Below are 25,908 nucleotides of genomic sequence, written 5' to 3'. Positions count from 1 at the left end.
GAAAGGAGCATTCCGTGAGTCGTCTCATCATTGTTTCCAACCGTGTTTCCGTCCCCGATAACCAAGGGGCGGCGGCGGCGGGCGGGCTTGCCGTGGCGTTGCAGGCTGCCCTTGCAGAGCGTGGCGGCGTCTGGATGGGCTGGTCCGGCAAATCGAGCGGTGACATCGAGCCCGAACCGCTGGTGTTGACCGAAGACGGCAACATCACCTACGCACTGACCGATCTCACCCAGACCGACGTCGAAGAATATTACCAGGGCTTCGCCAACCGCGTGCTTTGGCCGATCTGCCATTACCGGCTGGACCTAGCCGAGTATGGCCGCAAGGAGATGGCCAGCTATTTCCGCGTCAATCGCTTCTTCGCCCACCGGCTGGCGCCGCTGGTCGAGCCCGACGACATCATCTGGGTGCACGACTATCATCTCATTCCGCTGGCGGCGGAGCTCAGGCAAATGGGTCTGAAGAACCGCATCGGTTTCTTCCTGCATATTCCCTGGCCGCCGGCCGACGTCCTCTTCACCATGCCGGTGCATGAAGAGATCATGCGCGGCCTCTCTTCCTATGATCTGCTCGGTTTCCAGACCAAATACGATCTCGAAAATTTCGCGGGTTGCCTGAAGCGCGAGGGCATGGGCGTCGAGAACAGTCCCGGCCATTTCAGCGCGCACGGCCACAACTTCCGCGGCGGCGCCTACTCGATCGGCATCGAGACCGCGGCCTTTGCCGAGTTTGCCCGCAAGGCCGCGGCCCACAGCATGGTGCGCAAGGCGCGGCAGAGCGTCGAGGGCCGCGACCTGATCATCGGCGTCGACCGGCTCGATTATTCCAAGGGGATCACGCAACGCATCGATGCGTTCGAACGCTTCATCACCAACAATCCGGCCCATCAGCGCCGCGTCACCTATCTGCAGATCACGCCAAAATCGCGCTCGGAGGTGCCGGAATACGAGGCGATGCAACATGCCGTCGCCGAGCAGGCGGGCCGGGTCAACGGCGCGATCGGCACGGTCGATTGGGTGCCGATCCGCTATATCAACCGCTCGATAAGCCGCCCGGTGCTGGCTGGACTCTACCGGCTGGCGAAAGTCGGTCTGGTAACGCCGCTACGCGACGGCATGAACCTCGTCGCCAAGGAATACGTAGCGGCGCAGGACCCGGACGATCCCGGCGTGCTGGTGCTCTCGCGTTTCGCCGGTGCGGCACGGGAACTGAAAGGTGCGTTGCTGGTCAATCCCTACGACGTCGACGGCACGGCAAACGCGCTGGCGCGCGGGATCAATATGCCGCTGGAAGAACGGCGCGAGCGCTGGCGCGGCATGATGGACCATCTGCTGGAAAACGATGTTTCGCGCTGGTGCGAGAACTTCCTGACCGACTTGAGGGCGGAGTGACGAATACCGGCTACATCGCCGCCGCTTCTTTCACCAGCCATTCCGTCAGCCATTCGGCATGCACGCTCTGCGACTTCGGCGGCAGAAGCCAGTAACCGCGGTTCGGCGCACTCAGCACCGGGCCGGCGGTCACCAGCATGCGCCCGGCAAGCAGCGAATCCACCAGCCCCATCCAGCCGAGCGCCAGCCCCTGCTCCCCGATCGCCGCCTGAACGACCAGCGAATAGGTGTTGAACCGCAGATCGCCATGGCCGGCATAGGTGTCCCGGCTGATGCCAAACTCAGCGAAATAGCTCTTCCAATCGAACCAGGGGGACGGCGTTTCCGAATCCAGATGCACGAGCGTCGCCCGCGCAAAGCGGCTTGGATCGCTGAAAGGACCATATTTGTCGACGAAGCCTTGCGCGCAGATCGGTGCCACTTTCTCAGGCAATAGCAGCGCCGCTTCCGGCCCGAACTCCTCTCTGGCGCCGAAGACGACGGCGACATCACCGCGTTCCGAATGGCCGCGGTCCTGTCGCTGCGTGGCGACGATCTGGATATCCAATTCCGGATGAAGCAGGCGAAAGCGGTGCATGCGCGGGATCAGCCAGAGCGCCGAAAAGGCATAGTCGGTCCTGAGCCGCACCGCCGGACGTTCCGCCTCGGCACGGAAGCTGCGCACCAAGGAATCGACGCCGCCGACCGTCTTCTCCATGATCTCGAACAGCCGGCGGCCTTCCGGGGATAGCTCGACACCGCGATGCTGGCGGTAAAAAAGGGCGACGCCCACCTGCTCCTCGATCCGGCGGATCTGATAGCTGACCGCCGGCTGGGTCAGCCCGAGGCTCGCCGCCGCGGACGACAGGCTGCCCGAGCGGCCCACCTCGACAAATATTCGCAGCCATCCGAGGTCGACAGACCGCTCAGCCATAGAATTTCCTTTTGGCCTCCATTGAAAAAAGCCTGCTTCACAGGCTGAATGCTACTGATGTTCAATAAAAACAGCAAATATTAAGAGGGAACTGTCATTATGCGAATTTCTGTCATGGGCCGACTTGCCGTCGGCGCGCTCCTTTCCGCATTATCCTTCGCCGGCGCTGCAAAAGCGGATGGTGATTCCTGCCGCACCATTCATCTGTCCGATCCGGGCTGGACCGACATCACCTCGACCAATGGCGTGACGGGCGTGCTGCTCACCGCGCTCGGCTACGACCCTGACATCAAGACGCTCTCGGTGCCGATCGGCTATCAATCGATGAAAACAGGCGAAATCGACGTCTTCCTCGGCAACTGGATGCCGGCGCAGAAAGCCTTCGTCGACGACCTCAACAAGGCCAAAGCCATCGAAGTGCTGAACCGCAACCTTCAGGGCGCGAAATTCACCCTCGCCGTGCCGGCCTATGTTGCCGACAAGGGCGTCAAGGACTTCGCCGACCTGCAGAAGCATGCCGATGATTTCGATCACAAGATCTACGGCATCGAACCCGGCGCGCCGGCCAATGGCAATATCCAGAAGATGATCGATGCGAACGATTTCGGCCTGAAGGGATGGGAGCTGGTGGAATCGAGCGAGCAGGCGATGCTGTCACAGGTCGAGCGCGCCGGCAAAGGCAAGCAGGCGATCGTCTTCCTCGCCTGGGCGCCGCATCCGATGAACGAGCGCTTTCAGATTGCCTATCTCGCCGGCGGCGACGCCTATTTTGGCCCGGATTACGGCGGCGCGGAAGTCTACACGCTGGCGCGCACCGGCTGGTCGGCCGCCTGCCCGAACGCCGCGAAACTGTTTCACAACCTGACCTTCAACATCGGCATGGAGAACTCGCTGATGGGCTCGATTCTCGGCGGCGAGGATGCGAAGACGGCGGCCACTGCTTGGCTGAAGGCACATCCGGAAGCCTTGACACCCTGGCTCGCCGGCGTGACGACGATCGACGGCAAGCCGGGCATCGATGCCGTCAAGGCCGCGGTCGGTCTTTAATCCATCGAGGACATCCAACATGGCGCGCCCGAATATCCTTATTCTCATGGTCGATCAGTTGAACGGGACATTGTTTCCCGACGGCCCAGCCGATTTTCTGCACGCACCCGTGCTGAAGGCACTGGCGAAACGCTCCGTACGCTTCGCCAACAGCTATACGGCGAGCCCGCTCTGCGCACCGGCGCGGGCCTCCTTCATGTCCGGGCAGTTGCCGAGCCGCACCCGCGTCTATGACAATGCCGCGGAATTTGCCTCCGATATCCCAACCTTTGCGCATCATCTGCGGGCGGCAGGGTACCAGACGGCGCTCTCCGGCAAGATGCATTTCGTCGGGCCGGACCAGATGCATGGGTTCGAGGAGCGGCTGACCACCGATATCTACCCCGCCGATTTCGGCTGGACGCCGGACTATACAAAGCCGGGCGAGCGCATCGACTGGTGGTATCATAATCTCGGCTCGGTGACCGGCGCCGGTATCGCCGAGATCACCAACCAGATGGAGTATGACGACGAGGTCGCCTATCACGCGACCCGCAAGCTGCTCGACCTATCGCGGGGCCATGATGAACGGCCGTGGTGCCTGACCGTCAGCTTCACCCATCCGCACGACCCCTACGTCGCCCGCCGCCGCTTCTGGGATCTCTACGAGGATTGCCCGGCGCTCGACCCGGACGTCGCGGAAGTCCCCTTCGAAAGACAGGACCCGCATTCGCAGCGCCTAATGAAGGCGAGCGATCATGCCGCCTTCGACATCACGCCCGAACAGGTGCGCCGGGCGCGGCGTGGCTATTTCGCCAATATTTCCTATGTCGATGAAAAGATCGGCGAAATTCTCGATGCCCTGGAGCGTGGCCGCATGGCCGACAACACCATTGTGCTTTTCGTCTCCGACCATGGCGATATGCTTGGCGAACGTGGCCTGTGGTTCAAGATGAATTTCTTCGAAGGCTCGGCCCGCGTGCCGCTGATGATTGCTGCGCCCGGCTGGAATGCCCGACGCATCGATCAGCCGGTATCGACGCTGGACGTGACGCCGACGCTTGCCGGCCTTGCCGGGCTCGATATCGCCTCACTGAAACAATGGACCGATGGAGAGGACCTGGCTCCCCTCGTCCAGGGCACGGGGAGCCGCGGCCCGGTACCCATGGAATACGCCGCTGAAGGGTCGGAAGCGCCGCTCGTCGGCCTGTGCGACAGCCGCTACAAGCTGATGCTCTGCGACAAGGACCCGCCTCTCCTCTTCGATCTCGATGCCGATCCCAAGGAGCTTACCAATCTTGCCGACGACCCCGCATACGCGGAAATCCTGGCGCGGCTGACTGCGCAGGCGAGGCAGCGCTGGAATCTCGTGGCCTTCGACGCCGCCGTGCGCGAAAGCCAGGCGCGGCGATGGGTGGTCTATGCGGCGCTGCGCAACGGCGCCTATTATCCCTGGGATTACCAGCCGCTGCAGAAGGCATCCGAGCGCTATATGCGCAACCACATGGATCTGAACGTATTGGAGGAGAACCAGCGTTTTCCACGCGGCGAATAAGGTTTTTGTGGCGAGATTTTCCGACCGCGATATAGTCGCGCCGACATATCGGAGAAACATCCATGAAAATCAGCGCACGCAACCGTCTCAAGGGCAAAGTCGTCGAGGTCACCAAGGGTGCCACGACGGCGCATGTCCGCATCGATATCGGCAATGGCTCGATCGTCACTTCGTCGATCACTAACGAGGCGGTCGATGAACTCGGGTTGACGGTCGGCGCTGACGCCTATGCCGTCATCAAGGCGTCCGATGTCATGGTCGCTGTCGACTGACACCCAAAGTGAGCATGATCTTGTCCGAAAACCGCTTCACATTTTTCGCTGCGCGGTCCTTCGGTTCGGGATCATGCTTCACGCCTTCTGGCAGTAATGTGCCGTTCTGTCGTCGCCGGTCTGGAAATCGCCGGGCTGCGGCGGCGCGATCGGTTTGAAAAGACTGCGATCGGGCTTGAGGTCGAGGAGCGGAGTGCCGTCGAGGCAATCGAGACCCCGTACGAGCAGGACCGCGCCTTCGACTGCCTCCAGCGTCACGACAGACGTGCCGATCGGGTTTGGCCGCACCGGCGAGCGCAGCGAAAATGTGCCGTGCACCTTGCCGTTGCTTCCCGGGCTTTGCAAAACGAGATCTCGGCGCGAGCGGTCCAGCCAATAAAGGATCTCCAGCCGCTCAAAACTCTCTACGCCCTTGAGCGCCGGCACCCAGGGTTCGAAAATCTCGATGCGGCAAAGCGGCCCGTCATGGCGTCCCTGGCGCGGCGTCTCCATCCGGGAGGTCCACGGCGTGGAGATGCGGCCGATGAAGACAAGACCGGCATCGGCCGGCACCGGCGGTTCGATCGCCACTTCATTTTCTCGAATCTCGTTTTCGCGGACCATGATTTTTCCTTTCGAGCAAATGCGCAACGCGATCATTCGGCGCTTTTCAGAAGCGCCGCCACCTGATCATCCGTCAAATCCACCTGATAGAACAGCTTATAAAATCCTCTGGCATCGGCGGAGAGATCGTTCTTGAAAAGCTGCGGATAGAGCAACGTCTCCAGCCAACGTATGCCGATCAGCCTATTGACGCCGGGCGGTGAATCGAACCAGCCGAAGGGCAGCGACGGCGGCACGAACAGCTTGCCGTCCTTGACTGCCTTGACGCCGGCCCATTGCGGATCGCTTTTGACGGCGGCGGCGAATTTGCCGTCCTCGGCGAGAATCATATCCGGATTCCATGCCACGATCTGCTGTGGCGTCATTTGTGTCAGCCCGCCCTTGCCGGCGGCGGCCGCGACATTGACGGCACCGGCTGCATCGAGGATTTCAAGATTGATCGAACCCGCCAGCCCTGTCTCCAAACCGTTTGCGCCGCGGCCATAATAGACCCGTAGCCGCTGAGCATCGGGCAAGGTCGCCAGTTTGCCGTCGAGGTCCTTGATCGTGGCGTCGGCATAATCGGCCAGCATCTTGGCCCGACCAGTTACGCTGAGGATATCCCCAACTTCGCGCAGGGTATCGCCGGTGCGCGCAAAACTGCCGTCGATCAGCACATAGGGTATCTTGGTCTCGCCCTGCACCTTGTCGGCCAACGCACTATAGGTGGGATCGACCGTGCCGACATCGATAATGATATCTGGTTTCGCAGCCGCTATCGCCTGCATGCTGATCGTCCCGCCCTTGCCGGTGAGCCGGCCTATGGTCGGCAGGTTGCGGACCGAGGGCGCAAGATAGGCTTTTGCCGCGTCACTGGGCGCGCTTACCCAGCCGGCAAGCTTATCGGGCGCCAGCGTATAAACGAGAACGGCGGCGGGTGGGCCGGCAACCAGAACGCGGTTGATCGTATCGGGGATATCGACCTTGCGCCCGGCCGCATCAGTGATCAGCCGTGCTTCGACGGTCGTGGGCAGAAGGCTGATGAAAATGAACGCTAAGGCCGCTAGAAATTTCGCCATGACATATCGCCAGCCGTGATGAAGGGAACCGGGTGGCGGCACTATGGCATAGCGCTATATTCTATGGAATATCACGGATACACGATTTGATGATATCGAGAGCGCTAGAAATCTTCCATCGCCGCAGCGCAATTCGAGGCCTGTGCCCAGCGCTCCGACGACTGCTCGGCAAGTGCCGCCAACGTGACCTTTGCGAACTTTGCCAGCAGGATCGCTTCTCCCTCGCTCATCGCCTCGGCAAGGGAAGCGTTTACTGCCTGTTCGATGACGCAGTTCGGATTATCGCCCGCAAGACCAATCGAGAAGAGCTGCGGCGCGCCCAATGCTTTGTGGATGTCCAGCAGCGTTATCTTCCGTAGCGGGCGCGCCAATACCCAACCGCCGCCGTGCCCCTTTTCGGAGCGGACATAACCTTGATCCCGGAGCCCGGCCATGGTTCGGCGCACCACGACGGCATTCGTGCCCAGCATCGCCGCAATGGTTTCGGAGGTCGCAGCACCTTCGTGACGATCCATGTGGATCAGCACATGCAGCATGCGGGATAGGCGGGTGTCGTGTCTCATGCGCGGTTCCGATCGTCTCCGTGTCGCATCCAGATTTACCAAAAACCTGCTCACGCAACAATAGAAGTTGCGTAACTGTTGACGGCAGCACTCATGTAACATTAAAAGTATCGTGATATCGGATCCTGCCCTTGCCGGCGATACGGCGAACTGAGCATGAAAGGTGATTTCCATGTACTTCGATGTCATCATCATCGGCGGCAGCTATGCCGGCATGTCCGCGGGCCTGCAACTCGCTCGCGCCAGACGGAATATTTTGTTGGTCGATGCGGGCCAGCGGCGCAATCGGTTTGCCGCAAGCTCGCACGGCTTCCTCGGCCAGGATGGTCGCGATCCCGGTCTGATCGCCACCGAGGCGCGTGCGCAGCTGGAGCGCTATCCGACCGTCCATTGGTTGAACGCCAAGGCGCAAACCGCCAAGCGGATCGAAGGCGGATTTTCCGTCGCGGTCGGCGCCGGAGAGTTGTTGAAGAGCAAGCGCCTGATCCTGGCCATGGGTGTCATCGACCGACTGCCGGCCATTCCCGGACTGCAGGAGCGTTGGGGAAAATCGGTCTTCCACTGCCCCTATTGTCACGGCTACGAACTCGATCAAGGGCGCATCGGTGTGATCGCGTCCTCGGAGCTCTCCATGCATCACGCCCTGATGCTTCCCGACTGGGGCACAACAACGCTCTTCACGAACGGCGCCTTCGTCCCCGATGCCGATCAGTCATCCCAATTGCGCGCACGCGGCGTGACGGTCGAGACCGTGCCGGTTCGGGAGATCCGCGGCGAGTGCGCCGATGTGGTATTGGACGACGGCAGGGTCATCGCGATGGACGGCCTCTTCACCTTGACCCAGACCTCGGTGCCGGCACCATGGGCGGAGCAGCTCGGCTGCACATTCGAGGAAGGGCCGCTCGGTCGTTTCATCAGCACCGACGCCGTCAAACAAACGGCCGCCAAGGGTGTGTTCGCTTGCGGCGATGCGGCAAGAGCTGTCGGTTCCGTGGCACTCTCAGTGGGCGATGGAGCCCTTGCCGGCACGGCAGCGCACCGGTCCCTTATGTTCGACAATGATTGACCGTGTCCGACGTCTGAGCTGTCATCCGGAAAACCAGAGACAACGGAAGGCTGGGCACCATACTAAATATCACGCCGCCTTGACGGCGTGATATTCCTTGATGGCGACCATCTTGATAGCCGGATAACGTTCTGCCTCGTAGCGCAGCGAAAACCCGTCCTGGGCGAGGAAGACCGGATCGCCGTCGAGGTCACGGGCGATGTCGCCGCGGCGTGCGGTGACGAACTTGTCTAGGTCGATCGTCTGGTCGGCGGAGATCCAGCGGCAGACGGAGAAGCGCGACATTTCGAAGGAGACCGGCAGGCCATATTCGGCCATCAACCGCTCCTTCAACACGTCGAGCTGCAACGCACCGACAACGCCGACGATGGCCGGCGAGCCGTCTTCCGGCGAGAAGAGCTGCACGACGCCCTCCTCCGCCATCTGCTGCAGCGCTTCCTTCAGCTTCTTTGCCTTCATCGCGTCTTCGAGGCGGACGCGGCGCAGGATTTCCGGCGAGAAGTTCGGCACACCTTGGAAGACGAGAGACTCGCCTTCCGTCAGCGTATCGCCGATCCTGAGCGTGCCGTGATTGGGAATGCCAACGACATCGCCGGCATAGGCCGTGTCCGCGAGCTGGCGCTGCGAGGCGAAGAAGAATTGCGGCGCGGTCAGGCCAAGCTGCTTGCCGGTGCGCGATAGCCGCGCCTTCATGCCGCGCTCGAGCTTGCCGGAGCAGATGCGCGCGAAGGCGATGCGGTCGCGATGGTTCGGGTCCATGTTGGCCTGGATCTTGAAGACGAAGGCCGTCATCTTGTCGTCGGTCGCCTGCACGGTCCGGATATCGGCGACCTGATCGCGCGGCGGCGGCGCGAAGTCACCGAGCGCATTGATGAGATCGCGAACACCGAAATTGCGAAGAGCCGAGCCGAAGAAAACCGGCGTCATGTGGCCTTCGAGGAAGGATTCCCTGTCGAACGGACGGCAAGCTTCGATCGCCAGTTCCGTTTCGTCGACAAAGGCTTGCCGCTCGTTTTCTGGCAGCCGGTGGGCGACGGCCTGCGGGCCATTGACCAGGGTCGCCTCCACCTCGGTATCGGAGCCGCGGACCGTATTGGCGGCCAGATGATAGGAGCCGCAGAAAGTCTTGGAGCGGCCGACCGGCCAGGTGACCGGAGCCGTGTCCAGCGCCAGCTTCTCCTCGACCTCATCGAGAATCTCGAAGGGGTCGCGGCTTTCGCGGTCCATCTTGTTGATGAAGGTGATGATCGGAATGTCGCGCATGCGGCAGACCTCGAACAGCTTCAACGTCCGTGGCTCGATGCCCTTGGCGGCGTCGATGACCATAACGGCAGCGTCGACCGCCGTCAGCGTGCGATAGGTGTCGTCGGCGAAGTCCTCGTGACCAGGCGTATCGAGAATGTTGAAGACGTTGCCGTCATATTCGAAGGTCATGACCGAGGTCACGACCGAGATGCCGCGCTCGCGCTCGATCTTCATCCAGTCGGAGCGCGTCTGCATGCGATCTTTCTTCGCCTTGACCTCACCGGCAAGCTGAATAGCGCCGCCGAACAGCAGCAGCTTTTCGGTGAGCGTCGTCTTGCCCGCGTCCGGGTGGGCGATAATAGCAAATGTGCGGCGGCGGGAGACCGCCTCGGCGAGACTTTCGGCCATGCTTGTGAAATCCTGTGAATTGCGGCTGTATCTAGCGACTCAAAGCCCGGATTGCAATTGACCTCAGCGATTCCAGCACAAACTAATGCCGCATGACCATTCACACCGATACGCGCCCGACGCTGAACCTCATTCGCCTCGCCCACGGCCAAGGCCTCGATCTGCCCGCCTACGAGACCAAGGGCGCCGCCGGCATGGACCTGCGCGCGGCCGTCGAGGAAGGGGCGACGCTCGCGATCGCGCCCGGCAAACGGGCGCTGGTGCCGACCGGCTTCATCCTCGAGATTCCCGAGGGTTTCGAGGCCCAGATCCGCCCCCGGTCCGGCCTCGCCTTCAAGCACGGCATAACCTGCCTCAACACGCCCGGCACGATTGATAGCGACTATCGCGGCGAAGTGAAGGTGCTGCTGATCAATCTCGGCGACGAGCCGTTCGACATCACGCGCGGCATGCGCATCGCTCAGATGGTGATCGCGCCGGTTACGCAGGCACGTGTTGTGGAAATTGCTCAGGTTAGCGAAACGGCGCGCGGCGCCGGCGGCTTCGGTTCGACCGGCGTGTAATGTCGAACACGACTGATAGCGAAGGCCTGATCCTGCGCCAGGATTATTTTAACGATCCTTCGCCCTGGTCAGCCCTTGTAGACCTGCTTCAGGACACCTTTTCCATCGACATCAGCCTGCAGGACCAATTCTGCGGCCCCGACCCGACCAGCATGCCTTTTGGCTATTTCGATGAGACGGGCCGGTGCGTCGCAAATTTCAGCGCCTTTTCCATGCCGCTGATCATCAACGGCCGGGTGGTTAGAGCAGCGGGCTATCAGTCCGGCGCCGTGCGGCCTGAATGGCGTGGGCGAGGGCTTTATCGCGACCTCATGCAGCGTGCCTTTGCAAGGACGAAGGCCGAGGGTTTCGAGCTCGACATCCTGCTGACGGACAAGCCTGCTCTTTACGAGCGCTATGGCTTCCGGGCTTTCCAGCAACACGTCTTCGTTGGGCCGCCGCCGGAAACGGCTGGACCGCTTCCACCCGCAAGGCGCCTATCCTTGCAGGATCCCGGCGATATGCGCCTGTTGAAGACGCTGCTGCAAGATCGTGCTCCCGTTTCCGGACGCTTCGCCGTCGCCGGGCAAATGGAAATGTTTCATCTGAATGCTTGCTTCGATCCCGACATCCGCCTGAGTTTGGTCGCGGATACGACCGTTGTTGCCTGGAAGTTCGACGGTGGCACCCTTCGGCTTCTCGATGTGGCCGGTCCCGCCATTCCATCTTTGGCGGCGATCTCATCTGCGCTCGACCTTCGCGCCGAACGGATGGAGGTTTGCTTCCCGCCGGATCGGCTGGACTGGGACGGCACGCCCGCGCTCTATCAAGGCTACACCTGGCTGATGATGCGCGGCGACGCTGCCGACAACATCGATGGTCCGGTCATGTTATCGCCGATGGCGGAATTTTAACGGGAAAGGGGCGGCAGTCGCCGTTTGACCGGCGTCGCCTTGATCATCGACGTGTTCGTCTCAGCGCGCTCAGCGATCTTGTCCAGGATGCCATCAAGTTCACCCATCGAGCGCACCACCAGCCGGCCGATAAAACAATCGTCGCCGGTGACCTTGTCGCACTCGATGAATTCCGGTGTTTCCTGGATGATGCGCTCCACTACGTGCAATTGACCGGGCAGCGGCCGGACGCGGACAATCGCCTGCAGGGAATAACCGACCGCTTCCGGCGCGATATCCACGGTGAACGCCGCAATGACGCCACGCTCCTCTAGCCGGCGCAGCCGCTCGGCGGCGCTCGGCGACGACAGGCCGGCCACTTCGGCCAATTCCTTCAGCGAAATCCGCGCATTGCGCGCCAAGGCCTCGAGCATGCGCTGGTCGATTAGGTCGAGTTCCGCAGCGGCGTTAGGTACACTCATATTCTCGCCTCACATAATTAGGCAACATAGTCATAACCCCTTATCCAGATTATATCATCTGCTCGCTCGCCGCAATATTATCAGGCTCTGGAAAACGGAGAGCCCTGAAATGAATGAGATAAGACGCGGTTCAGCGGAAATGACAGCGGCGATGCTGATTTCGGGGACGATCGGCTGGTTCGTGCTGATGTCGGGCCAGGCTGTCACGAGCGTCGTCTTCTGGCGTTGCGTGTTTGGGGCGCTTACGCTTCTTGCCATCTGCGCGGCCATGGGGCTGTTGCGCCCCGGCATTCTCACCCTCCGGACCTTTGCGATCGCCGTCGCTGGCGGTGTCGCCATCGTCCTCAACTGGCTACTGCTTTTCGCCGCCTATTCGCATGCCTCCATCTCGATTGCGACGACGGTCTACAACACCCAGCCCTTCATGCTGCTCGGGCTCGGCGCGCTGTTTCTCGGCGAAAAGATCACGCTCACCAAACTTTTCTGGTTGGGCCTCGCCTTTGCCGGCATGGCCGTCATCGTTGAGGGCAAGCCCGCGGAGACAGCGGGTGTCGGCAGCTATGCCATCGGCATCCTGCTCTCGCTCGGCGCCGCCTTCTTCTATGCCCTCGCCGCTCTCGCGGCTAAATGGCTGAAGGGAACGCCGCCGCATTTGATTGCATTGATCCAGGTCTCGACCGGCATTCTGATGCTCCTGCCTTTCGCCGATTTTTCCGCCTTGCCGCAGGACGCAGGCGGATGGTCGATTTTGGCGACGATGGGCATTGTCCACACCGGCTTGATGTATGTGCTGCTCTATGGCGCCATCCAGAAGCTGCCGACGCATCTGACCGGGGCGCTGTCCTTCATCTATCCGATCGCCGCCATCGTGGTCGATCGCTTCGCGTTCGGCCATGTGCTCGGCATTGCGCAGATCATCGGTGCGGCGATCATCTTGGTTGCGGCGGCAGGCATGAACCTCGGCTGGACGATCGCCTTGCCGCGTCCTAGAAGCGATCGTCTTTCAAAGGAAGCCGCCGAATGATCACCTGCTATCTCCGCTATACGATCGATCCCTATAAACTCGCGGAATTCGAACATTACGCAAAGCTCTGGATTCCGCTTGTCAATCGGCTCGGCGGCACGCATCACGGCTATTTCCTGCCGCATGAGGGCGCCAACAACATCGCGCTAGCGCTTTTCAGCTTCCCAAGCCTCGCCGCCTATGAGGCTTACCGGCAGGCGATGGCCAAGGACGCTGAATGCCGCGCTGCGTTTGCCTATGCCGAGGAGACCCGTTGCATTGTCAGCTATGAGCGCAGCTTCATGCGACCGGTGTTCTGATCTCAAGCGGTTCAGCTTTTCACGGAAGCTCAGAACCGCTCTATCCTTTTGTCTTTCGCAGTTCCGGACGAAAAGCCGCTGAGCACTGTTCCTGGAATTGCTACCGCTGTGCCTCGAAGGCCATGCGCATTGCGAGCCCGGCCAATACGGTGCCCATCAGCCAGCGCTGCACCAGCATGAAGGACGGGCGGCTTGAAAAGAACAGCGCGACGGAGCCGGCCGTCAGCGCGAAGATCGCGTTGAAAGTCAGGCTGACGGCGATGTGGGTAAAGCCGAAAATGACGGATTGGCTGAAAACGCTGCCGGCCGCGGGATCGATGAACTGCGGCAGCAGCGAGAGGTAGAGGACCGCGACCTTAGGATTCAGCAGACTGGTGACCAGGCCCATGACGAAGAGTTTGCGAGGCCCGTCCTTTGGGAGATCGCGGACCTGGAAGGCCGAACGGCCGCCTGGCCTCAAAGCATTCCAGGCCAGCCAGGCGAGATAGGCCGCACCGGCAAGACGCAGCGCGTCATAGGCAAAGGGCACGGCGAACAGGAAGGCCGTGATGCCGAGTGCGGCTGAAAGCATGTAGAAGACAAAGCCGAGCACCACGCCGCCGAGCGAAATCAGCCCGGCCGCCGGCCCCTGCGAAATCGAACGCGACACCAGATAAATCATGTTCGGCCCGGGTGTCAGCACCATGCCGAGACAGATCAAGGCAAAGGTGATCATACTGGTGAGATGCGGCATGGAGTCTCCGGCGGGGAATGAAGTCAGAAGGAAATTTGGATTGTCGAGGCAAGCTTGATGTCATGCGGGCCGGCGTCGAAGCCGTCGAGCACCATGTTGTGATGAGCGATGATCGCGTCGAATGTCAGCTTGCCCATATCGGCAGTGGTATGACCATCCGAAAGCAGGGTCACATCGAAGCCAAGCGAGACCGCACGGCGTGCGGTGGTGTCGACGCAGAATTGCGTCATGCAGCCGCCGATAATGAGATGCGTGATCTCCCGTGCACGCAGGCGCGCCTCGAGATCGGTCTCGAAGAAGGAATCGCAACTGGTCTTGTGAACCACGACATCGCCGGCCTCCGGCGCGATTTCGCGGCGCAACTGCCAGCCTTCGCCGCGCTTTGCCAGGCGATGCGTCGCCTGGCCGTCATGCTGCACGATGAAGGAAGGAATGCCGGCGGCGCGGGCTTCGCGTTTCAGCGCCGCAAGCCTGGCCACGACGCCTTCAAGGGCAGCGTCGATCGCCGGCTGGCGCTCCGGCGAACCGAGGCCGGTCAAAATGGCATTCTGAAGGTCGATCAGGAGCAATGCGGACGACATGGGAGCCTTATGCAACACAGTTTCGACGGCCTGTTAACCCTTTGGTAGTATGTTCCTGTCGTTTGCGCAATCGCTTGAAAACACAGGAGTGGTACGATAGAGCAAGCATCTGTTGCTGGAGGAACGCACCATGACGCTTGCAGTCCTGCTCGCCTATAGCGGCGCTCTCTTCATCGCAGCGGCAATTCCGGGTCCGGGCATCACCGCGATCGTTGCCCGCGCGCTTGGTTCAGGCTTCCGCGAGACCTTTTTCATGGGCCTCGGCCTTGTACTCGGCGACACGATCTACCTGACGGCGGTCATTCTCGGCCTCGCCTTCGTAGCACAGACCTTCACCGAGGTCTTCATCGTCATCAAGATCGCCGGTGCGCTCTATCTTGCCTATATCGCCTGGAAGCTCTGGACCGCCGGGCTGCTCACCACCAATGTCGCGGCGAAGAAATCGACCAGCGTCGGCATGTCCTTCCTGTCCGGTCTGCTGGTAACGCTTGGCAACCCGAAGACCATGCTGTTCTACGTGGCTCTGGTTCCGACGCTGATCGATATCCGCAGCATCGGGCTTCGCGAATATGCCATGCTGCTCGCGGTGACCTTCCTGGTGCTTCTGGTGGTCCTGGTTCCCTATATGCTGCTCGCTTCCCGCGCCCGGACCTTCCTTAAGCGACCGAAAGCGCTGCAGATTTTGAACCGGACCGCCGCCAGCATTCTCGCCGGCACGGCCGCCTTCATCGCCACCCGCGCGGCCTGAAAAAAGCTTTCCCGGGAAAGTCTCGCGGGAGATTCTTTTCCCAAGGGATAGGATCGGCAGAGTGATCGCATCCTGGTTTCCGCTGACGTTTGACCCTATTGTGCCTCTACAATTCCAATAAAGGGAGAGCTACCCATGTCCGACACCCGCAAACCAGGTCGCGGCCGCGTCTATGCCTCGATCACCGACACCATCGGTGATACTCCGATCGTACGTCTCGACAAGCTGGCCAAGGAGAAGGGCGTCAAGGCCAACCTTTTGGCGAAGCTCGAGTTCTTCAACCCGATCGCCTCCGTCAAGGACCGCATCGGCGTCGCCATGATCGAGAGCCTGGAAGCCCAGGGCAAGATCACTCCCGGCAAGAGCGTGCTGATCGAGCCGACCTCCGGCAATACCGGCATCGCACTCGCCTTCGCCGCCGCCGCCAAGGGTTACAGGCTGATCCTGACCATGCCGGAAACCATGTCGATCGAGCGCCGCAAGATGCTGCTCCTGCTTGGCGCGGAACTGGTGCTGACCGAGGGTCCGAAGGGCATGAAGGGCGCAATCGCCAAGGCCGAGGAGCTGGCCTCGACACTGCCCGACGCCATCATCCCGCAGCAGTTCGAAAACCCGGCCAACCCGGAAATCCATAGAAAGACGACGGCAGAGGAAATCTGGAACGATACGGACGGCCAGGTCGATATCCTCGTATCCGGCATCGGCACCGGCGGCACGATCACCGGCGTTGGCCAGGTACTAAAGGCCCGCAACTCGAATATCAAGGTCATTGCCGTCGAGCCGGCGGATTCGGCAATTCTCTCGGGCGGCAATCCTGGCCCGCACAAGATCCAGGGCATCGGCGCCGGCTTCGCCCCGAAGATTCTCGACACGCATATCTATGACGAAGTCGTCACCGTCACCAATGACGAGGCTTTCCAGCACGCGCGTCTCGTCGCCAGGCTCGAAGGTGTGCCGGTTGGCATCTCTTCCGGTGCGGCCCTGGCGGCTGCGATCAAGGTCGGTCAGCGTCCAGAGAATGAAGGCAAGAATATCGTTGTGATCATCCCCTCCTTCGCCGAGCGCTATCTCTCGACGGCGCTGTTCGAAGGGCTGGGCGGCTGAGCTTAAGATCAGGCAACGACTACGGAAAAGGGGCACGGGCGCCCCTTTTCTTTTGCCAACCGAGCCTCACAGCTGGCGGTATCTTATGCCATGGCTTGCCAAGAACCCCTTGGGATCGAACTTGCTCCATACAGTACCCCAACTGAACTCGAGTGCACCTGTTGTTAGCTCCGTCTGAAACAACGCCGTCAAAATCCGCCGTACGAATGCAATCTCCTGATCGATGGCTTGCTGCGTTGGCCAGCCACCCTCCATTGGTGCACCCGGCAACGAAACGCCCCAATCTGAACTAATCAGCTTCCCATGATGAAAACAGAGAGAAAGGCCAGCCGGATGCTTTCCGAAGGCAAGGCCGCGAAGCTGTAGCCACTCGTAGCCATTCTTTAGATCGCGCGACCCACCAACCCATGGCGACACCAGCGCCTGGACGGTCGATTTCTCCTGAAATGCTTTCAGGCTAGACTAAATGTTCGCCTGGGACCGGGTGACCCGTCTCACAATATGCAGGTATCGAGGGTTGCGAGAGCGATGCCCTCGTAGAGCCTCATGCATAGGAGACGGGCCATGGACGAGACTATCACATATGTCGGATTGGATGTTCACAAAGAGACGATCGCGGTGGCGCTCGCTGACGGCGGTGGGCGCGGTGACGCGCGCGCGTTTGGCCAGATCGTCAATACGCCAACGGCCTTGACCCGCATGCTGGCCAAGCTTTCGCAGCCGGGTCGGACATTGAAGTTTTGCTACGAAGCGGGACCTTGCGGCTACGGCATTCAGCGGCAACTGTCTGCCGCAGGTCATGATTGCGTGGTCGTCGCCCCTTCTTTGATCCCGCACAAACCAGGCGATCGCATCAAGACAGACCGTCGGGATGCCAACAATCTGGCAAGACTTCATCGCGCTGGAGAACTGAGCGCTGTTTGGATACCAGATACAGCCCATGAGGCGATGCGTGATCTGGTTCGGGCACGGCTTGCCGCTGTGCGCAGCTTGCGGCAAGCGCGCCAGCAGCTCAGCGGATTTCTGCTTCGTCATGGCTTTCACTACAGCCGGCCGGCCTGGACGCAGATGCACCGCCGTTGGTTGGCCGGTCTTTGCTTTGAACAGCCAATCCACCAAATCGTTCTCCAGGATCACATCGCCACAATCGAGGCGGCAACTGAGCGGCGGGATCGGCTGACGAAGCAGATCGAGACCATGTTGAGTGACTGGTCATTGGCTCCGGTGGTCGTCGCGCTGCAATCACTGCGCGGCATGGCTCTGGTGACGGCCGCTACGATGATTGCCGAATTGGGCGATCTCAGCCGCTTCACAAACCCGCGCCAATTAATGGCCTATCTCGGGCTGGTACCATCGGAGCATTCAAGCGGTGGAACTCGGCGGCAGGGCGGCATTACAAAAGCAGGCAATACAACGGCGCGTCGAATGCTGATTGAAGCCGCTTGGAGTTATCGGTTTCCCGCAAAGATCAGCCGTGATCAGTTGATCCGCCAGGAGCAGCTCCCAAAAGCGATCCGCGACACGGCATGGAAGGCGCAGGAGCGGCTGTGCGGCCGCTATCGCAAGCTCACGAAGGCCGGAAAGCCGGCAACGACCGTAACCACGGCGATCGCTCGCGAATTATCCGGATTCGTCTGGGCGATTGCATGCCAGGTCTCACCGCGTTGAGTATAGCTCAATCCTGAACTCAACAAGGAGGACAGAAGAGTCAAAAAGCCATATGCGCCTGGGCAAGGCTGGGGGCACGGTCACGGCAGGAGAACCCTCGATTCCACTATCAGCCGGTTACATTCCGACGCTGCGAACTAGACAGAGGAAGCTCCGCGACGCATCAGGTCCGGCGGTAACCAACCCGCGCATCAGAGCATGATCAACCGTCGTTATATGACCGTGCTTCCTGCTTTCCCCAGGATGCATCCACACCAAACGAAACGCCCTGACGACAGGGCGACGATTTTTCTATTCCTGCATCTTGTAAGGGCGAACATGAGAGTGGTATCGCCGATGCAAATCGCGCCGGTGCCAGGATCAAAGGACAGGTCTGTATTCATGCGGCGGCGCTATTCGGTTCGAACGACAATTGAAGCTTTCCTAGCGCATTCGGTCGCCCGCACGCAAACTGCGTCTCGCTACTCGACACCATCAGCCCCAGCTTGGGTTCACGCCGCCGCAGTCAGCCGTTCGCCGGCAATGCGGTAGGAAATGGCCTCCGCCAGATGGATGCGCCCGACCGTTTGCTTGTCGTCGAGATCGGCGAGCGTGCGCGCCACTTTCAGGACGCGATGATAGCCGCGGGCGGAAAACTTCATCTTCTCCGCTGCATCGCGCAGCAATTGCAGGCCGGCCGCGTCCGGCTCGGCGATCGTTTCGATCATCGATGTCGAGCAGCGGGCGTTAGTGGAAATCCCCTTCATCCCGGCAGCCTCGAAGCGTTCGCGCTGCCGCTCTCGAGCGCGGGCGACACGAAGGGCGACATCGGCGCTCTTCTCGGCCGTCGTCGGACGGATCAGATCGGCCGCGGAGACGGCAGGCACGTCGAGGCGGATATCGATACGGTCCAGCAGCGGTCCGGAAATGCGGCCCTGATAATCCGTCATGCAACGCGGGCCGCGGGCGCAGGTGTGGCGCGGCTCGCCGGCCATGCCGCAACGGCAGGGATTCATCGCAGCGACGAGCTGGATGCTGGCCGGATAGGAAACGCGATGATTGGCCCTGGCGATGACGCATTCGCCCGACTCCAAGGGCTGGCGTAGCGCGTCCAGTGCCTGCGGCGAAAACTCCGGAAGCTCGTCCAGAAACAGAACGCCATGATGCGCCAGCGAAACCTCACCCGGTCTGGCGCGCAAGCCGCCGCCGACCAGCGCCGCCATGGTGGCGGAATGATGCGGCGTGCGATAGGGCCGGCGATCTGAGAGCTTTCCGCCCGAAAGCTGACCGGCAACGGAATGGATCATCGACACTTCCAGCAGCTCCGCCGTCGACAACGGCGGTAGAATGGACGGCAGGCGCGAAGCCAGCATCGACTTGCCGGACCCTGGCGGACCGACGAAAAGCAAATTATGCCCCCCAGCCGCCGCCACTTCCAGTGCCCGTTTGGCGCTCTCCTGCCCCTTGATGTCAGCGAGGTCGGGGAAATTGGCGGCATTGGCGCGGATCGCCGGTTCGGGCCGCGACAGCACCTGGGTGCCGCGGAAATGATTGGCGAGTGCGATCAGGCTGCGCGGGGCGAGAATATCGATCTCTGCGCCGGCCCAGGCGGCCTCGGGACCGCTTTCGGCCGGGCATATCAGGCCCTTGCCGATCGCATTGGCGGCGATCGCGGCCGGCAGCGCACCGGCGACCGGCGCAATCGTGCCATCGAGGTTGAGCTCGCCGATGACGCTATAGGCCGCAAGCGCATCGGCCGGAATCGCGCCCAGCGCCGCCATCAGCCCGAGCGCGATCGCAAGATCGAAATGGCTGCCCTCCTTGGGCAGGTCCGCAGGTGCGAGATTGACCGTTACCTTCTTCGGCGGCAGCGACAGGCCGGAGGCATGAAGGGCTGCCTGCACCCGTTCGCGGCTTTCGGCCACCGCCTTGTCCGGCAGGCCGACAATATGCATCAGTACCTTGCCGGGGGAGATCATCACCTGAACCTCGACGGGAACGCCCTCAATGCCCTGAAACGCCACCGTGCTGACGCGCGCCACCATCCCCAGCCCTCTTTTAACCCGTTTACCGCTATCAATTTTCCACAACAGACTATGGGTTGCATGTTGGCAGAAATTAGGGGTAAGGAGATACGAATAAAAAAGCCAAGCTGGAAAGCTCCGTCGATCTCGAGATGTTCCCTGATGCGCGCGGCTGCAAGCGGATGGTCATCTCATGGCAGCCCGCCATCAACTCTATTCATGTTTGGTTGCTTCAGAGTTGGGTGAACACGCGCCTCGTGATCGCTAAATCAACTCTAGACTGTGGACCGTACTTCCGCTATAGTCGGCGATTATCCTCAGAAAGACCCTCAATTTTGAGTCATCGCTTGGGGTTGTCTATGAGGAAGTCAAGGCATGGGGGCCTCGATGGCTTGTATATCGCACGCTCCCAAAGCACTAACTCGTCACACTCGTCGATCTTGATCCTTCGTGGAGTTCTTTTTCCGTCAACGTTGCATTCGGCGACGCGAATGGCCGCGACGCCTATACATATCATTAGTGTAGCCAAAGGAGAGGAGACTACCAATGAATGCCGTCGACAAAGTAAATGCGATCCTGGATGACGCAATCCCTCATTTCCAAGATCAAATGGGGTCAATGAGCCAGGGTTGCGGATTCGGTAAGAACGGAGGCCCCCCATTGGACTGGCAATCGAGGCAGCAGCCCGGTAACGCGGCGATAAAAGCGTTCGACAACGCAAGAGTGGCCTTGGCACAAGGTCGGATACCGGATGCCAAACAACAGATCGATTCTGGTCTGAGTCAATGGGACACATTAATCAGCAGTTTGGCAGGAAGTTGTCCTATTGGCGCGCATGGGACGGATCCTGCGAGCTATGGCGCCTACCAGCGGTTTAGGGATGTGGTGAAGGCTCAGCTACAGGTGGCAGTACAATTTTTAGATTGATCAATTGCCCCCGCGACTGCCGCGTCGAACGACAGGCGCGGGGGGAAGATTCTGATGCGTCGCTGTGAGCTTCTGTGTTCTCCGCGCCTTGGTGCAATCGCTTGCGCTGGTTGAGCGTAGGATTTTGGTCTTCTGTTGTTCTCCAGCCGATGGCGCCTCGCTTCTCCTTATCCGAGGCCTTCGGACGGAACTCTGGCAGATTCCCCGCGGCAAGAGGGGTCGGAAGTGGAGAGGGCGCATTCCAACGGCGAATTACTGGTAGATTATCTATCCGTGCTCAATGAAGTGTTCCGGAGAGAGAAGGGCCTCAAAGATGAGGACTGAAATGATTGTCTTGGTTCGAAATCGAGGCCAATTCGCAGACTGATCAAACCACATCGTGGAGAGGAGCTCGCTATGGGAACTGAAATAACGCTTCAAAACGTTACAGTTGATGGAGATTGGATCGAAGGCGACATCCAGGTGGACGTGAACGAATTGGGATTGAGTTTGAGCAAGAGCCAGCATTTCAAGACAAAGAAAGATGTAGAACAGGATATCGATCTTGGAAGTGGGTTTGCTTTGCGTTGTATCGGAACACTTGAGCCGCCTAATTACGCTTGCGTATCTGGCCGGATTACCAAGGATTTCGTTAGTGTGGATTTGCCGAAGAAATGTGTTTCCGTGTGATTGGCGAAAGTGAAAGCTGGACACAACCTGCAAACGCGAAACCGCCCAGGATGCTTCCTTGGGCGAGCGAGGGTTTCGATCTAGGGGGGTGCCGCGACCTTCAAAGGCAGCCGCAGTGACGACTCGTGGCAGTCTCGCACATCAGAGCCCGCGGCTCTCTAGCCTTTCTCAGGCTTCTGAGCTGCTTTCAAAACTCTCGGATTCCTAGGTTCTGCTGCGCGAAGACGTTCAGCAGCCGTCTCCATTGCATCTTTGAACTTTCGACCAAATTCGACTTCAGCCTTTTGAGACCGCAAAAGGACATTCTCATAGATCCGGTCCTGATCTTCACGGCTAAATGACTTCTCCACAGATTCCATGGCCTCAATCTCTAAGTATCCCATACTAGCGTTAAGGCGTCCTGTATCTAATAGGTCAATCAACTTTTCTAGGTATAATCGATCGTCGTTTAATATTGATATTATCTCTGATATTTTTGCATCTAAATTGATAAGGGTACTATGGTACCGCCCAAAGCGCTCGAGTCTAGGGATATATCTTGATTTAGAAATTTCTGCTAATGCGATATTATCAAATTCCTTGGAGATATCTTTGGCTGTATTTAGTGCGTTGATTTGATCCTCCATCGCTCGCCGCAGTTCTGGAAGGTAGATTTTCAGAGCGTGAGCGCGACGAACAGCCCACCTTTTCTTTTGTGAATGAGGCCGCGAGATAAGCTCTATCATTGATAGGAGTGGACCGGGATGGTTGGAGATCGCGCTGATGCCATGCTTGAAGTCATGGATGAAGGCATGCATGAAGCCAGGCATGAGGGAAAGTATCGGCGGATCGAGATGATCACCGGTCGGCGGCAGCGGCGGAATTGGACTGACGAGGAGAAGGCGCGGATTCTCGCGGAGAGCGCAGAACCTGAAGTGAACATTTCGGCTGTTGCGAGGCGCTGGGGCGTCAATCGCGGCTTGCTGAATGTGTGGCGACGGGAAGCCGGACTAACCTCTCAACGGTCGGCAAAGACCAGTTTGCCACCTGCCGTGTTCGTGCCGGTGACAGTGGTTGGGGATGGCGCACGACACGAAGGCTCGCCATCGAATGCCCCGGAGGTTCTCGCTGGCCGAATTGAGATCGAGATTGCGGGCGCACGCATGACGGTCATCGGCTCGGTGGCGCCTGAACTGGCGCAGGCGATGGTAGCGGCGTTGCGAGGGCGCCGGTGATCGGAGTTTCGCCAAATGGCGCGAAGATCATGGTTGCGACGCAACCTGTCGACTTCCGGCGCGGGATGAATGGGCTTGTGGCCTTGGTGGCGTCAGCGCTTGCGGCCGATCCCTATTGTGGCGACGTGTTTGTATTCCGCGCCAAGCGCCTCGATCGCCTTCGCTGCATTTACTGGGACGGATCAGGCATGATCCTGGCAACAAAGTGGTTGGAAAGCGGAAAGTTCGTTTGGCCGCCGATCTGCGATGGCGCGATGCAGATGAGTGCCCAGGAGTTCTCGCTTTTGCTGGCCGGCATTGACTGGACGCGGGTCAAACGAAACGCGGTGAGAAGGCCCTCAAAAGCAGGCTGATCCTATTGGTTTTGCTTGAAGATTCAGGCTCATATGGTAGGGTCTGTCATGCCGCTTCGACCCGATCCCTTGCCCCAGGATGCTGCGCAATTGACCCGGATCATTCTCTCGCTCAACGAAGAGAATGCCGACCTCAAGGCGCGCGTGGCCTTCCTTGAGCGCCAACTCTTCGGGACGAAATCGGAGAAGATGACGGTGCTCGATCCGACGCAGGCAATGCTCGATCTTGGCGATCTAAGCGACATTCCCGTTGCTGCCAATGACGATGTCGCGCCAGTCGATGACGACAAAACGCAGGCACGGAGATCGCCAGCCCGCAATATCGGCCGCTTGCCCAAACACCTTCCGCGTTATGACGAGGTCATCGAGCCGGAGAGCAAGACTTGTCCCTGCTGTTCGTTCGAACTTCATTGCATCGGCGCTGATGTCAGCGAGGCGCTCGACATCGTGCCTGCGGTTGTCAGGGTGAAACGGACGATCCGGCCGCGCTATGCATGCCGGGCTTGCGAAAACGTTGTTGTGCAGGCGCCGGCACCAGCGCGCGTGATGGACGGTGGCATGGTGACCACGGCGTTTGCCGCGCATGTCGCTGTTTCGAAGTTTGCCTGGCATCTCCCGCTCAATCGCCAGGCCCAGATGCTGGCCTCCTGCGGCGTCATCATCGATCGCGGCACACTCGGTGCCTGGGTGACGCGGGTCGCCTGGTGGCTCGAACTTCTCTATGATGCACTCACCGCCTTCATCCGCTCGCAGCCAAGGGTGTTCTGTGACGAGACGCCACTTCCGCGCCTCGATCCGGGGCGCAAACGAACCAAGCTTTGCCAGTTATGGGCGCAAGCAGTTGACGACCGCCCCTGGAATGGTCCGGCGCCACCGGCGGTGGCCTATACTTTTGCCGAAAGCCGCAGCGCTCGCGAGGTTGAGGGGCAACTGTCGTCGTTTGCCGGCGTGCTTCAGGTTGATGGATACCAAGCCTATAAAACCATGGTCAAACGACGCGGCAAGAGCAACGTTGCCCCCATGCGGCTGGCCTTCTGCCTCGCCCATGCACGGCGAAAGTTCGTTGATGTCGTCAAACTGACCGGCTCTTCGGAGGCCTTGTCGATCCTTGCCAGGATTGCCGAAATCTATCGCATCGAAGCAAAACTACGAGGGGAAGATGAAGATACCCGGCTTAGCGGCAGGCGTCGTGAGGCAGCTCCCATCATGAGAGAACTGAAGGTCCATCTCACCGAACTGAGCGACGAGGTGTCGTCGAAATCGGCACTTGGCAAGGCAGTCACTTACATGCTCAACCACTGGAGCGGACTGACAGCCTTCCTGGAGGATGGCCGGATCGAGGTGGACTCCAATGTCGTCGAGCGTTCAATGAAATCCGTGGCCTTGACGAGAAAGAACTCATTATTCGTGGGCAACGAGCGGGGTGGCAAGACCTTCGCGGTCCTGGCATCGCTCGTGAACACGGCAAAGCTTAACGGCGTGGACCCCGACGTCTGGCTTGCCGATGTGCTGGAGCGCATCATCTCCGGCAAAGTGAAAGCCAACGAGATGGAGAGCCTTTTGCCTTGGGCCTGGAAGGCGGAGCGCGAAGCGATGACACAGCAGGAGCGACAAGCGGCATGACACAGAACAGCCAGGAGATGACGCCGCGACCGAAGCTCGATGACGAAGCGTTCGAAGCCTTTATCAGGAGACGTCGTCCGCCATCGCCTATCTGGTCAATGAGCAGTCTCGATGGTTATCTTACGGCCCTCATCATCGGCCCGAAGTTCATCGACCCACGGCAATGGATCCCGGAACTGACCGGCCCGGATGCCCTAAACCTGCCGATGGAAACAACCGAACATCGGGCCGTGCAGACGATCGTTGCAGAGTATAATCGGATATCTGCAAGCCTTTCCGAGAGACCGAAAGACCACCGGCCAAGGTTCACCCAGATCGATGATCAGACCCTTGATCCATTTGATTGGGACCTCTGCTTTTTGCTGGGAACAGGGTATGCGCCGAAGCTGTGGCGGCCTGTCCTTCGAGGTCATGCCGTCACTGGGGATATCATCGCGCCACTCCGCAAGCTCGGCGAGATAAAACGGAAAGCGACCCACCAGGATGCTGCTGCCGTCGCCGAAGCACTCGTCAATATCCGAACCTATTTTATGCCGAAGCGGGCAAAGCAGAAGTTCTGACCGAGAGCCAGAAACCTATTTTAGTCAATCACAAAAGCCGTGGGCCATTCATTGCGCTCACTTCAGAGCTATCGTTGAGTCCACGCCAATTCCCTTAGGCTTAGCCTCGAGGACCGCCGTCAAAGCCTGGGACTCCGCCAGTTCCGCTCGTATGGTGGTTGACTCTGACTGTACTTCGTCCAGCGACGCTCGCAGCGCTTGCTTTTGTATACGCAGTGCATGCGCATTCATCCAGCCAAAGATACCTACTATCCCTGCTATGATAAGAAGGATTTCAAGAACATGAGTAGTTGTCATGGCACTGCCTTGTGTTGAGATGATGTCGCCCGCCTCCCTGAAGGCACACCTCGAGCGGTGGGTTACGGAAAGACGAACCTTCCGGGGC

28 protein-coding genes are annotated in these 25,908 nt (G+C 59.9%); 18 read left to right on the top strand and 10 right to left on the bottom strand.

All coding sequences use genetic code 11. From position 1 onward, the window contains the following. Nucleotides 1-14: 14 nt before the first annotated feature. On the top strand, nt 15-1,391 hold the full coding sequence (otsA, locus tag CCGE525_RS02705) for an alpha,alpha-trehalose-phosphate synthase (UDP-forming) (RefSeq protein WP_120702935.1): 1,377 nt from the start codon (nt 15-17) through the stop codon (nt 1,389-1,391). 10 nt (nt 1,392-1,401) lie between these two features. Here otsA and CCGE525_RS02700 read toward each other — a convergent pair whose 3' ends face one another. Next, complete coding sequence (locus CCGE525_RS02700) at nt 1,402-2,304, bottom strand: choline sulfate utilization transcriptional regulator (protein WP_120702934.1); 903 nt, start codon at nt 2,302-2,304, stop codon at nt 1,402-1,404. Nucleotides 2,305-2,403: 99 nt separating this feature from the next. Between CCGE525_RS02700 and CCGE525_RS02695 the strand changes: the two genes are divergently transcribed. From CCGE525_RS02695 to CCGE525_RS02685, 3 genes are all read left to right on the top strand, one after another. Further along, nucleotides 2,404-3,351 (top strand): choline ABC transporter substrate-binding protein, encoded by a 948-nt coding sequence (locus CCGE525_RS02695; RefSeq protein WP_120702933.1) that lies wholly within the window; start codon nt 2,404-2,406, stop codon nt 3,349-3,351. Nucleotides 3,352-3,370: 19 nt separating this feature from the next. Continuing rightward, nucleotides 3,371-4,885 carry a choline-sulfatase gene (betC, locus tag CCGE525_RS02690; RefSeq protein ID WP_120702932.1) on the top strand — a complete coding sequence of 505 codons (1,515 nt, stop codon included), beginning with the start codon at nt 3,371-3,373 and terminating at the stop codon, nt 4,883-4,885. Between the two features lie 62 nt (nt 4,886-4,947). Further along, on the top strand, nt 4,948-5,157 hold the full coding sequence (locus CCGE525_RS02685) for a TOBE domain-containing protein (RefSeq protein ID WP_007702758.1): 210 nt from the start codon (nt 4,948-4,950) through the stop codon (nt 5,155-5,157). A 78-nt stretch (nt 5,158-5,235) separates the two neighbouring features. Here CCGE525_RS02685 and tsaA read toward each other — a convergent pair whose 3' ends face one another. From tsaA to CCGE525_RS02670, 3 genes are all read right to left on the bottom strand, one after another. Next, the gene (tsaA, locus tag CCGE525_RS02680) at nt 5,236-5,760 is read right to left on the bottom strand and encodes a tRNA (N6-threonylcarbamoyladenosine(37)-N6)-methyltransferase TrmO (RefSeq protein WP_120706216.1); all 525 of its coding nucleotides are present in this window, start codon (nt 5,758-5,760) and stop codon (nt 5,236-5,238) included. Between the two features lie 32 nt (nt 5,761-5,792). After that, nucleotides 5,793-6,818, bottom strand: coding sequence for an ABC transporter substrate-binding protein (locus CCGE525_RS02675; RefSeq protein ID WP_120702931.1), 1,026 nt, complete (start codon nt 6,816-6,818; stop codon nt 5,793-5,795). Nucleotides 6,819-6,922: 104 nt separating this feature from the next. Further along, complete coding sequence (locus CCGE525_RS02670; protein WP_120702930.1) at nt 6,923-7,381, bottom strand: Rrf2 family transcriptional regulator; 459 nt, start codon at nt 7,379-7,381, stop codon at nt 6,923-6,925. 172 nt (nt 7,382-7,553) lie between these two features. Here CCGE525_RS02670 and CCGE525_RS02665 point away from each other — a divergent pair, with 172 nt between their 5' ends. Next, complete coding sequence (locus CCGE525_RS02665; RefSeq protein WP_120702929.1) at nt 7,554-8,447, top strand: NAD(P)/FAD-dependent oxidoreductase; 894 nt, start codon at nt 7,554-7,556, stop codon at nt 8,445-8,447. 69 nt (nt 8,448-8,516) lie between these two features. On the opposite strand, the gene CCGE525_RS02660 is transcribed toward CCGE525_RS02665, so the two are convergent. Further along, nucleotides 8,517-10,100, bottom strand: coding sequence for a peptide chain release factor 3 (locus CCGE525_RS02660; protein ID WP_120702928.1), 1,584 nt, complete (start codon nt 10,098-10,100; stop codon nt 8,517-8,519). Nucleotides 10,101-10,192: 92 nt separating this feature from the next. On the opposite strand from CCGE525_RS02660, the gene dut reads away from it, so the two are divergent. After that, complete coding sequence (dut, locus tag CCGE525_RS02655) at nt 10,193-10,663, top strand: dUTP diphosphatase (RefSeq protein WP_120702927.1); 471 nt, start codon at nt 10,193-10,195, stop codon at nt 10,661-10,663. Continuing rightward, nucleotides 10,663-11,556 carry a GNAT family N-acetyltransferase gene (locus CCGE525_RS02650; RefSeq protein ID WP_120702926.1) on the top strand — a complete coding sequence of 298 codons (894 nt, stop codon included), beginning with the start codon at nt 10,663-10,665 and terminating at the stop codon, nt 11,554-11,556. The genes dut and CCGE525_RS02650 overlap by 1 nt, the downstream gene beginning before the upstream one ends. Here the strand turns inward: CCGE525_RS02650 and CCGE525_RS02645 are convergent. After that, nucleotides 11,553-12,017: an Lrp/AsnC family transcriptional regulator gene (locus tag CCGE525_RS02645; protein WP_120702925.1), complete on the bottom strand. Its 465-nt coding sequence runs from the start codon at nt 12,015-12,017 to the stop codon at nt 11,553-11,555. The two genes, CCGE525_RS02650 and CCGE525_RS02645, sit on opposite strands and share 4 nt — an antisense overlap. Before the next feature lie 109 nt (nt 12,018-12,126). Between CCGE525_RS02645 and CCGE525_RS02640 the strand changes: the two genes are divergently transcribed. Both CCGE525_RS02640 and CCGE525_RS02635 read left to right on the top strand, forming a co-directional pair. After that, complete coding sequence (locus CCGE525_RS02640) at nt 12,127-13,041, top strand: DMT family transporter (protein WP_120702924.1); 915 nt, start codon at nt 12,127-12,129, stop codon at nt 13,039-13,041. After that, nucleotides 13,038-13,340, top strand: a complete 303-nt coding sequence (locus CCGE525_RS02635) for an NIPSNAP family protein (protein WP_120702923.1) — start codon at nt 13,038-13,040, stop codon at nt 13,338-13,340. Before CCGE525_RS02640 ends, CCGE525_RS02635 begins: the two co-directional genes overlap by 4 nt. Nucleotides 13,341-13,440: 100 nt before the next feature. On the opposite strand, the gene CCGE525_RS02630 is transcribed toward CCGE525_RS02635, so the two are convergent. Together CCGE525_RS02630 and CCGE525_RS02625 are read right to left on the bottom strand one after the other, a co-directional pair. Next, nucleotides 13,441-14,073 (bottom strand): LysE family translocator, encoded by a 633-nt coding sequence (locus CCGE525_RS02630; protein ID WP_120702922.1) that lies wholly within the window; start codon nt 14,071-14,073, stop codon nt 13,441-13,443. Between the two features lie 23 nt (nt 14,074-14,096). Continuing rightward, entirely contained in the window at nt 14,097-14,654 is a 558-nt protein-coding gene (locus tag CCGE525_RS02625; RefSeq protein WP_120702921.1) for a cysteine hydrolase family protein, read from the bottom strand. 130 nt (nt 14,655-14,784) lie between these two features. Between CCGE525_RS02625 and CCGE525_RS02620 the strand changes: the two genes are divergently transcribed. From CCGE525_RS02620 to CCGE525_RS02605, 3 genes are all read left to right on the top strand, one after another. Continuing rightward, nucleotides 14,785-15,402: a LysE family translocator gene (locus CCGE525_RS02620; protein ID WP_120702920.1), complete on the top strand. Its 618-nt coding sequence runs from the start codon at nt 14,785-14,787 to the stop codon at nt 15,400-15,402. A gap of 135 nt (nt 15,403-15,537) precedes the next feature. Then, the gene (cysK, locus tag CCGE525_RS02615; RefSeq protein WP_120702919.1) at nt 15,538-16,506 is read left to right on the top strand and encodes a cysteine synthase A; all 969 of its coding nucleotides are present in this window, start codon (nt 15,538-15,540) and stop codon (nt 16,504-16,506) included. A gap of 564 nt (nt 16,507-17,070) precedes the next feature. Further along, a complete protein-coding gene (locus CCGE525_RS02605; RefSeq protein WP_120702917.1) occupies nt 17,071-18,174 on the top strand; it encodes an IS110 family RNA-guided transposase in 1,104 nt (367 codons plus the stop codon). 491 nt (nt 18,175-18,665) lie between these two features. Here CCGE525_RS02605 and CCGE525_RS02600 read toward each other — a convergent pair whose 3' ends face one another. Continuing rightward, on the bottom strand, nt 18,666-20,198 hold the full coding sequence (locus CCGE525_RS02600) for a YifB family Mg chelatase-like AAA ATPase (RefSeq protein ID WP_120702916.1): 1,533 nt from the start codon (nt 20,196-20,198) through the stop codon (nt 18,666-18,668). Nucleotides 20,199-20,723: 525 nt separating this feature from the next. Here CCGE525_RS02600 and CCGE525_RS02595 point away from each other — a divergent pair. Together CCGE525_RS02595 and CCGE525_RS02590 are read left to right on the top strand one after the other, a co-directional pair. Beyond that, nucleotides 20,724-21,104 carry a hypothetical protein gene (locus CCGE525_RS02595; RefSeq protein ID WP_120702915.1) on the top strand — a complete coding sequence of 127 codons (381 nt, stop codon included), beginning with the start codon at nt 20,724-20,726 and terminating at the stop codon, nt 21,102-21,104. A 396-nt stretch (nt 21,105-21,500) separates the two neighbouring features. Continuing rightward, complete coding sequence (locus tag CCGE525_RS02590; protein WP_120702914.1) at nt 21,501-21,773, top strand: hypothetical protein; 273 nt, start codon at nt 21,501-21,503, stop codon at nt 21,771-21,773. 158 nt (nt 21,774-21,931) lie between these two features. Here the strand turns inward: CCGE525_RS02590 and CCGE525_RS02585 are convergent, their stop codons facing one another. Then, the gene (locus CCGE525_RS02585) at nt 21,932-22,399 is read right to left on the bottom strand and encodes a hypothetical protein (protein WP_120702913.1); all 468 of its coding nucleotides are present in this window, start codon (nt 22,397-22,399) and stop codon (nt 21,932-21,934) included. Nucleotides 22,400-22,516: 117 nt separating this feature from the next. Between CCGE525_RS02585 and tnpA the strand changes: the two genes are divergently transcribed. Genes tnpA through CCGE525_RS02565 form a run of 4 tightly spaced genes read left to right on the top strand, consistent with a single transcriptional unit; the run spans nt 22,517 to nt 25,523 of the window. After that, nucleotides 22,517-22,987, top strand: coding sequence for an IS66-like element accessory protein TnpA (tnpA, locus tag CCGE525_RS02580; protein ID WP_120702912.1), 471 nt, complete (start codon nt 22,517-22,519; stop codon nt 22,985-22,987). After that, complete coding sequence (gene tnpB / locus CCGE525_RS02575) at nt 22,984-23,340, top strand: IS66 family insertion sequence element accessory protein TnpB (protein ID WP_120702911.1); 357 nt, start codon at nt 22,984-22,986, stop codon at nt 23,338-23,340. The genes tnpA and tnpB overlap by 4 nt, the downstream gene beginning before the upstream one ends. Before the next feature lie 48 nt (nt 23,341-23,388). Further along, nucleotides 23,389-24,963, top strand: a complete 1,575-nt coding sequence (gene tnpC, locus CCGE525_RS02570) for an IS66 family transposase (protein WP_120702910.1) — start codon at nt 23,389-23,391, stop codon at nt 24,961-24,963. Then, entirely contained in the window at nt 24,960-25,523 is a 564-nt protein-coding gene (locus CCGE525_RS02565; protein WP_120702909.1) for a UPF0149 family protein, read from the top strand. The genes tnpC and CCGE525_RS02565 overlap by 4 nt, the downstream gene beginning before the upstream one ends. Nucleotides 25,524-25,908: the final 385 nt, after the last annotated feature.

It is taken from the genome of Rhizobium jaguaris (assembly GCF_003627755.1).
GTDB classification, from domain to species: Bacteria; Pseudomonadota; Alphaproteobacteria; order Rhizobiales; family Rhizobiaceae; genus Rhizobium; species Rhizobium jaguaris.
The sequence above is the reverse complement of the archived record's forward strand: the minus strand, read 5'-3'. Positions and strand labels throughout refer to the sequence as shown.

Excerpts from the sequence above, each read along its gene's own strand:
- CCGE525_RS02700 (WP_120702934.1), bottom strand. The coding sequence starts at position 2,304 with ATGGCTGAGCGGTCTGTCGACCTCGGATGGCTGCGAATATTTGTCGAG.
- CCGE525_RS02695 (WP_120702933.1), top strand. The coding sequence starts at position 2,404 with ATGCGAATTTCTGTCATGGGCCGACTTGCCGTCGGCGCGCTCCTTTCC.
- betC (WP_120702932.1), top strand. The coding sequence starts at position 3,371 with ATGGCGCGCCCGAATATCCTTATTCTCATGGTCGATCAGTTGAACGGG.
- CCGE525_RS02685 (WP_007702758.1), top strand. The coding sequence starts at position 4,948 with ATGAAAATCAGCGCACGCAACCGTCTCAAGGGCAAAGTCGTCGAGGTC.
- tsaA (WP_120706216.1), bottom strand. The coding sequence starts at position 5,760 with ATGGTCCGCGAAAACGAGATTCGAGAAAATGAAGTGGCGATCGAACCG.
- CCGE525_RS02675 (WP_120702931.1), bottom strand. The coding sequence starts at position 6,818 with ATGGCGAAATTTCTAGCGGCCTTAGCGTTCATTTTCATCAGCCTTCTG.
- CCGE525_RS02670 (WP_120702930.1), bottom strand. The coding sequence starts at position 7,381 with ATGAGACACGACACCCGCCTATCCCGCATGCTGCATGTGCTGATCCAC.
- CCGE525_RS02665 (WP_120702929.1), top strand. The coding sequence starts at position 7,554 with ATGTACTTCGATGTCATCATCATCGGCGGCAGCTATGCCGGCATGTCC.
- CCGE525_RS02660 (WP_120702928.1), bottom strand. The coding sequence starts at position 10,100 with ATGGCCGAAAGTCTCGCCGAGGCGGTCTCCCGCCGCCGCACATTTGCT.
- dut (WP_120702927.1), top strand. The coding sequence starts at position 10,193 with ATGACCATTCACACCGATACGCGCCCGACGCTGAACCTCATTCGCCTC.
- CCGE525_RS02650 (WP_120702926.1), top strand. The coding sequence starts at position 10,663 with ATGTCGAACACGACTGATAGCGAAGGCCTGATCCTGCGCCAGGATTAT.
- CCGE525_RS02645 (WP_120702925.1), bottom strand. The coding sequence starts at position 12,017 with ATGAGTGTACCTAACGCCGCTGCGGAACTCGACCTAATCGACCAGCGC.
- CCGE525_RS02640 (WP_120702924.1), top strand. The coding sequence starts at position 12,127 with ATGAATGAGATAAGACGCGGTTCAGCGGAAATGACAGCGGCGATGCTG.
- CCGE525_RS02635 (WP_120702923.1), top strand. The coding sequence starts at position 13,038 with ATGATCACCTGCTATCTCCGCTATACGATCGATCCCTATAAACTCGCG.
- CCGE525_RS02630 (WP_120702922.1), bottom strand. The coding sequence starts at position 14,073 with ATGCCGCATCTCACCAGTATGATCACCTTTGCCTTGATCTGTCTCGGC.
- CCGE525_RS02625 (WP_120702921.1), bottom strand. The coding sequence starts at position 14,654 with ATGTCGTCCGCATTGCTCCTGATCGACCTTCAGAATGCCATTTTGACC.
- CCGE525_RS02620 (WP_120702920.1), top strand. The coding sequence starts at position 14,785 with ATGACGCTTGCAGTCCTGCTCGCCTATAGCGGCGCTCTCTTCATCGCA.
- cysK (WP_120702919.1), top strand. The coding sequence starts at position 15,538 with ATGTCCGACACCCGCAAACCAGGTCGCGGCCGCGTCTATGCCTCGATC.
- CCGE525_RS02605 (WP_120702917.1), top strand. The coding sequence starts at position 17,071 with ATGGACGAGACTATCACATATGTCGGATTGGATGTTCACAAAGAGACG.
- CCGE525_RS02600 (WP_120702916.1), bottom strand. The coding sequence starts at position 20,198 with ATGGTGGCGCGCGTCAGCACGGTGGCGTTTCAGGGCATTGAGGGCGTT.
- CCGE525_RS02595 (WP_120702915.1), top strand. The coding sequence starts at position 20,724 with ATGAATGCCGTCGACAAAGTAAATGCGATCCTGGATGACGCAATCCCT.
- CCGE525_RS02590 (WP_120702914.1), top strand. The coding sequence starts at position 21,501 with ATGGGAACTGAAATAACGCTTCAAAACGTTACAGTTGATGGAGATTGG.
- CCGE525_RS02585 (WP_120702913.1), bottom strand. The coding sequence starts at position 22,399 with ATGGAGGATCAAATCAACGCACTAAATACAGCCAAAGATATCTCCAAG.
- tnpA (WP_120702912.1), top strand. The coding sequence starts at position 22,517 with ATGGTTGGAGATCGCGCTGATGCCATGCTTGAAGTCATGGATGAAGGC.
- tnpC (WP_120702910.1), top strand. The coding sequence starts at position 23,389 with ATGCCGCTTCGACCCGATCCCTTGCCCCAGGATGCTGCGCAATTGACC.
- CCGE525_RS02565 (WP_120702909.1), top strand. The coding sequence starts at position 24,960 with ATGACACAGAACAGCCAGGAGATGACGCCGCGACCGAAGCTCGATGAC.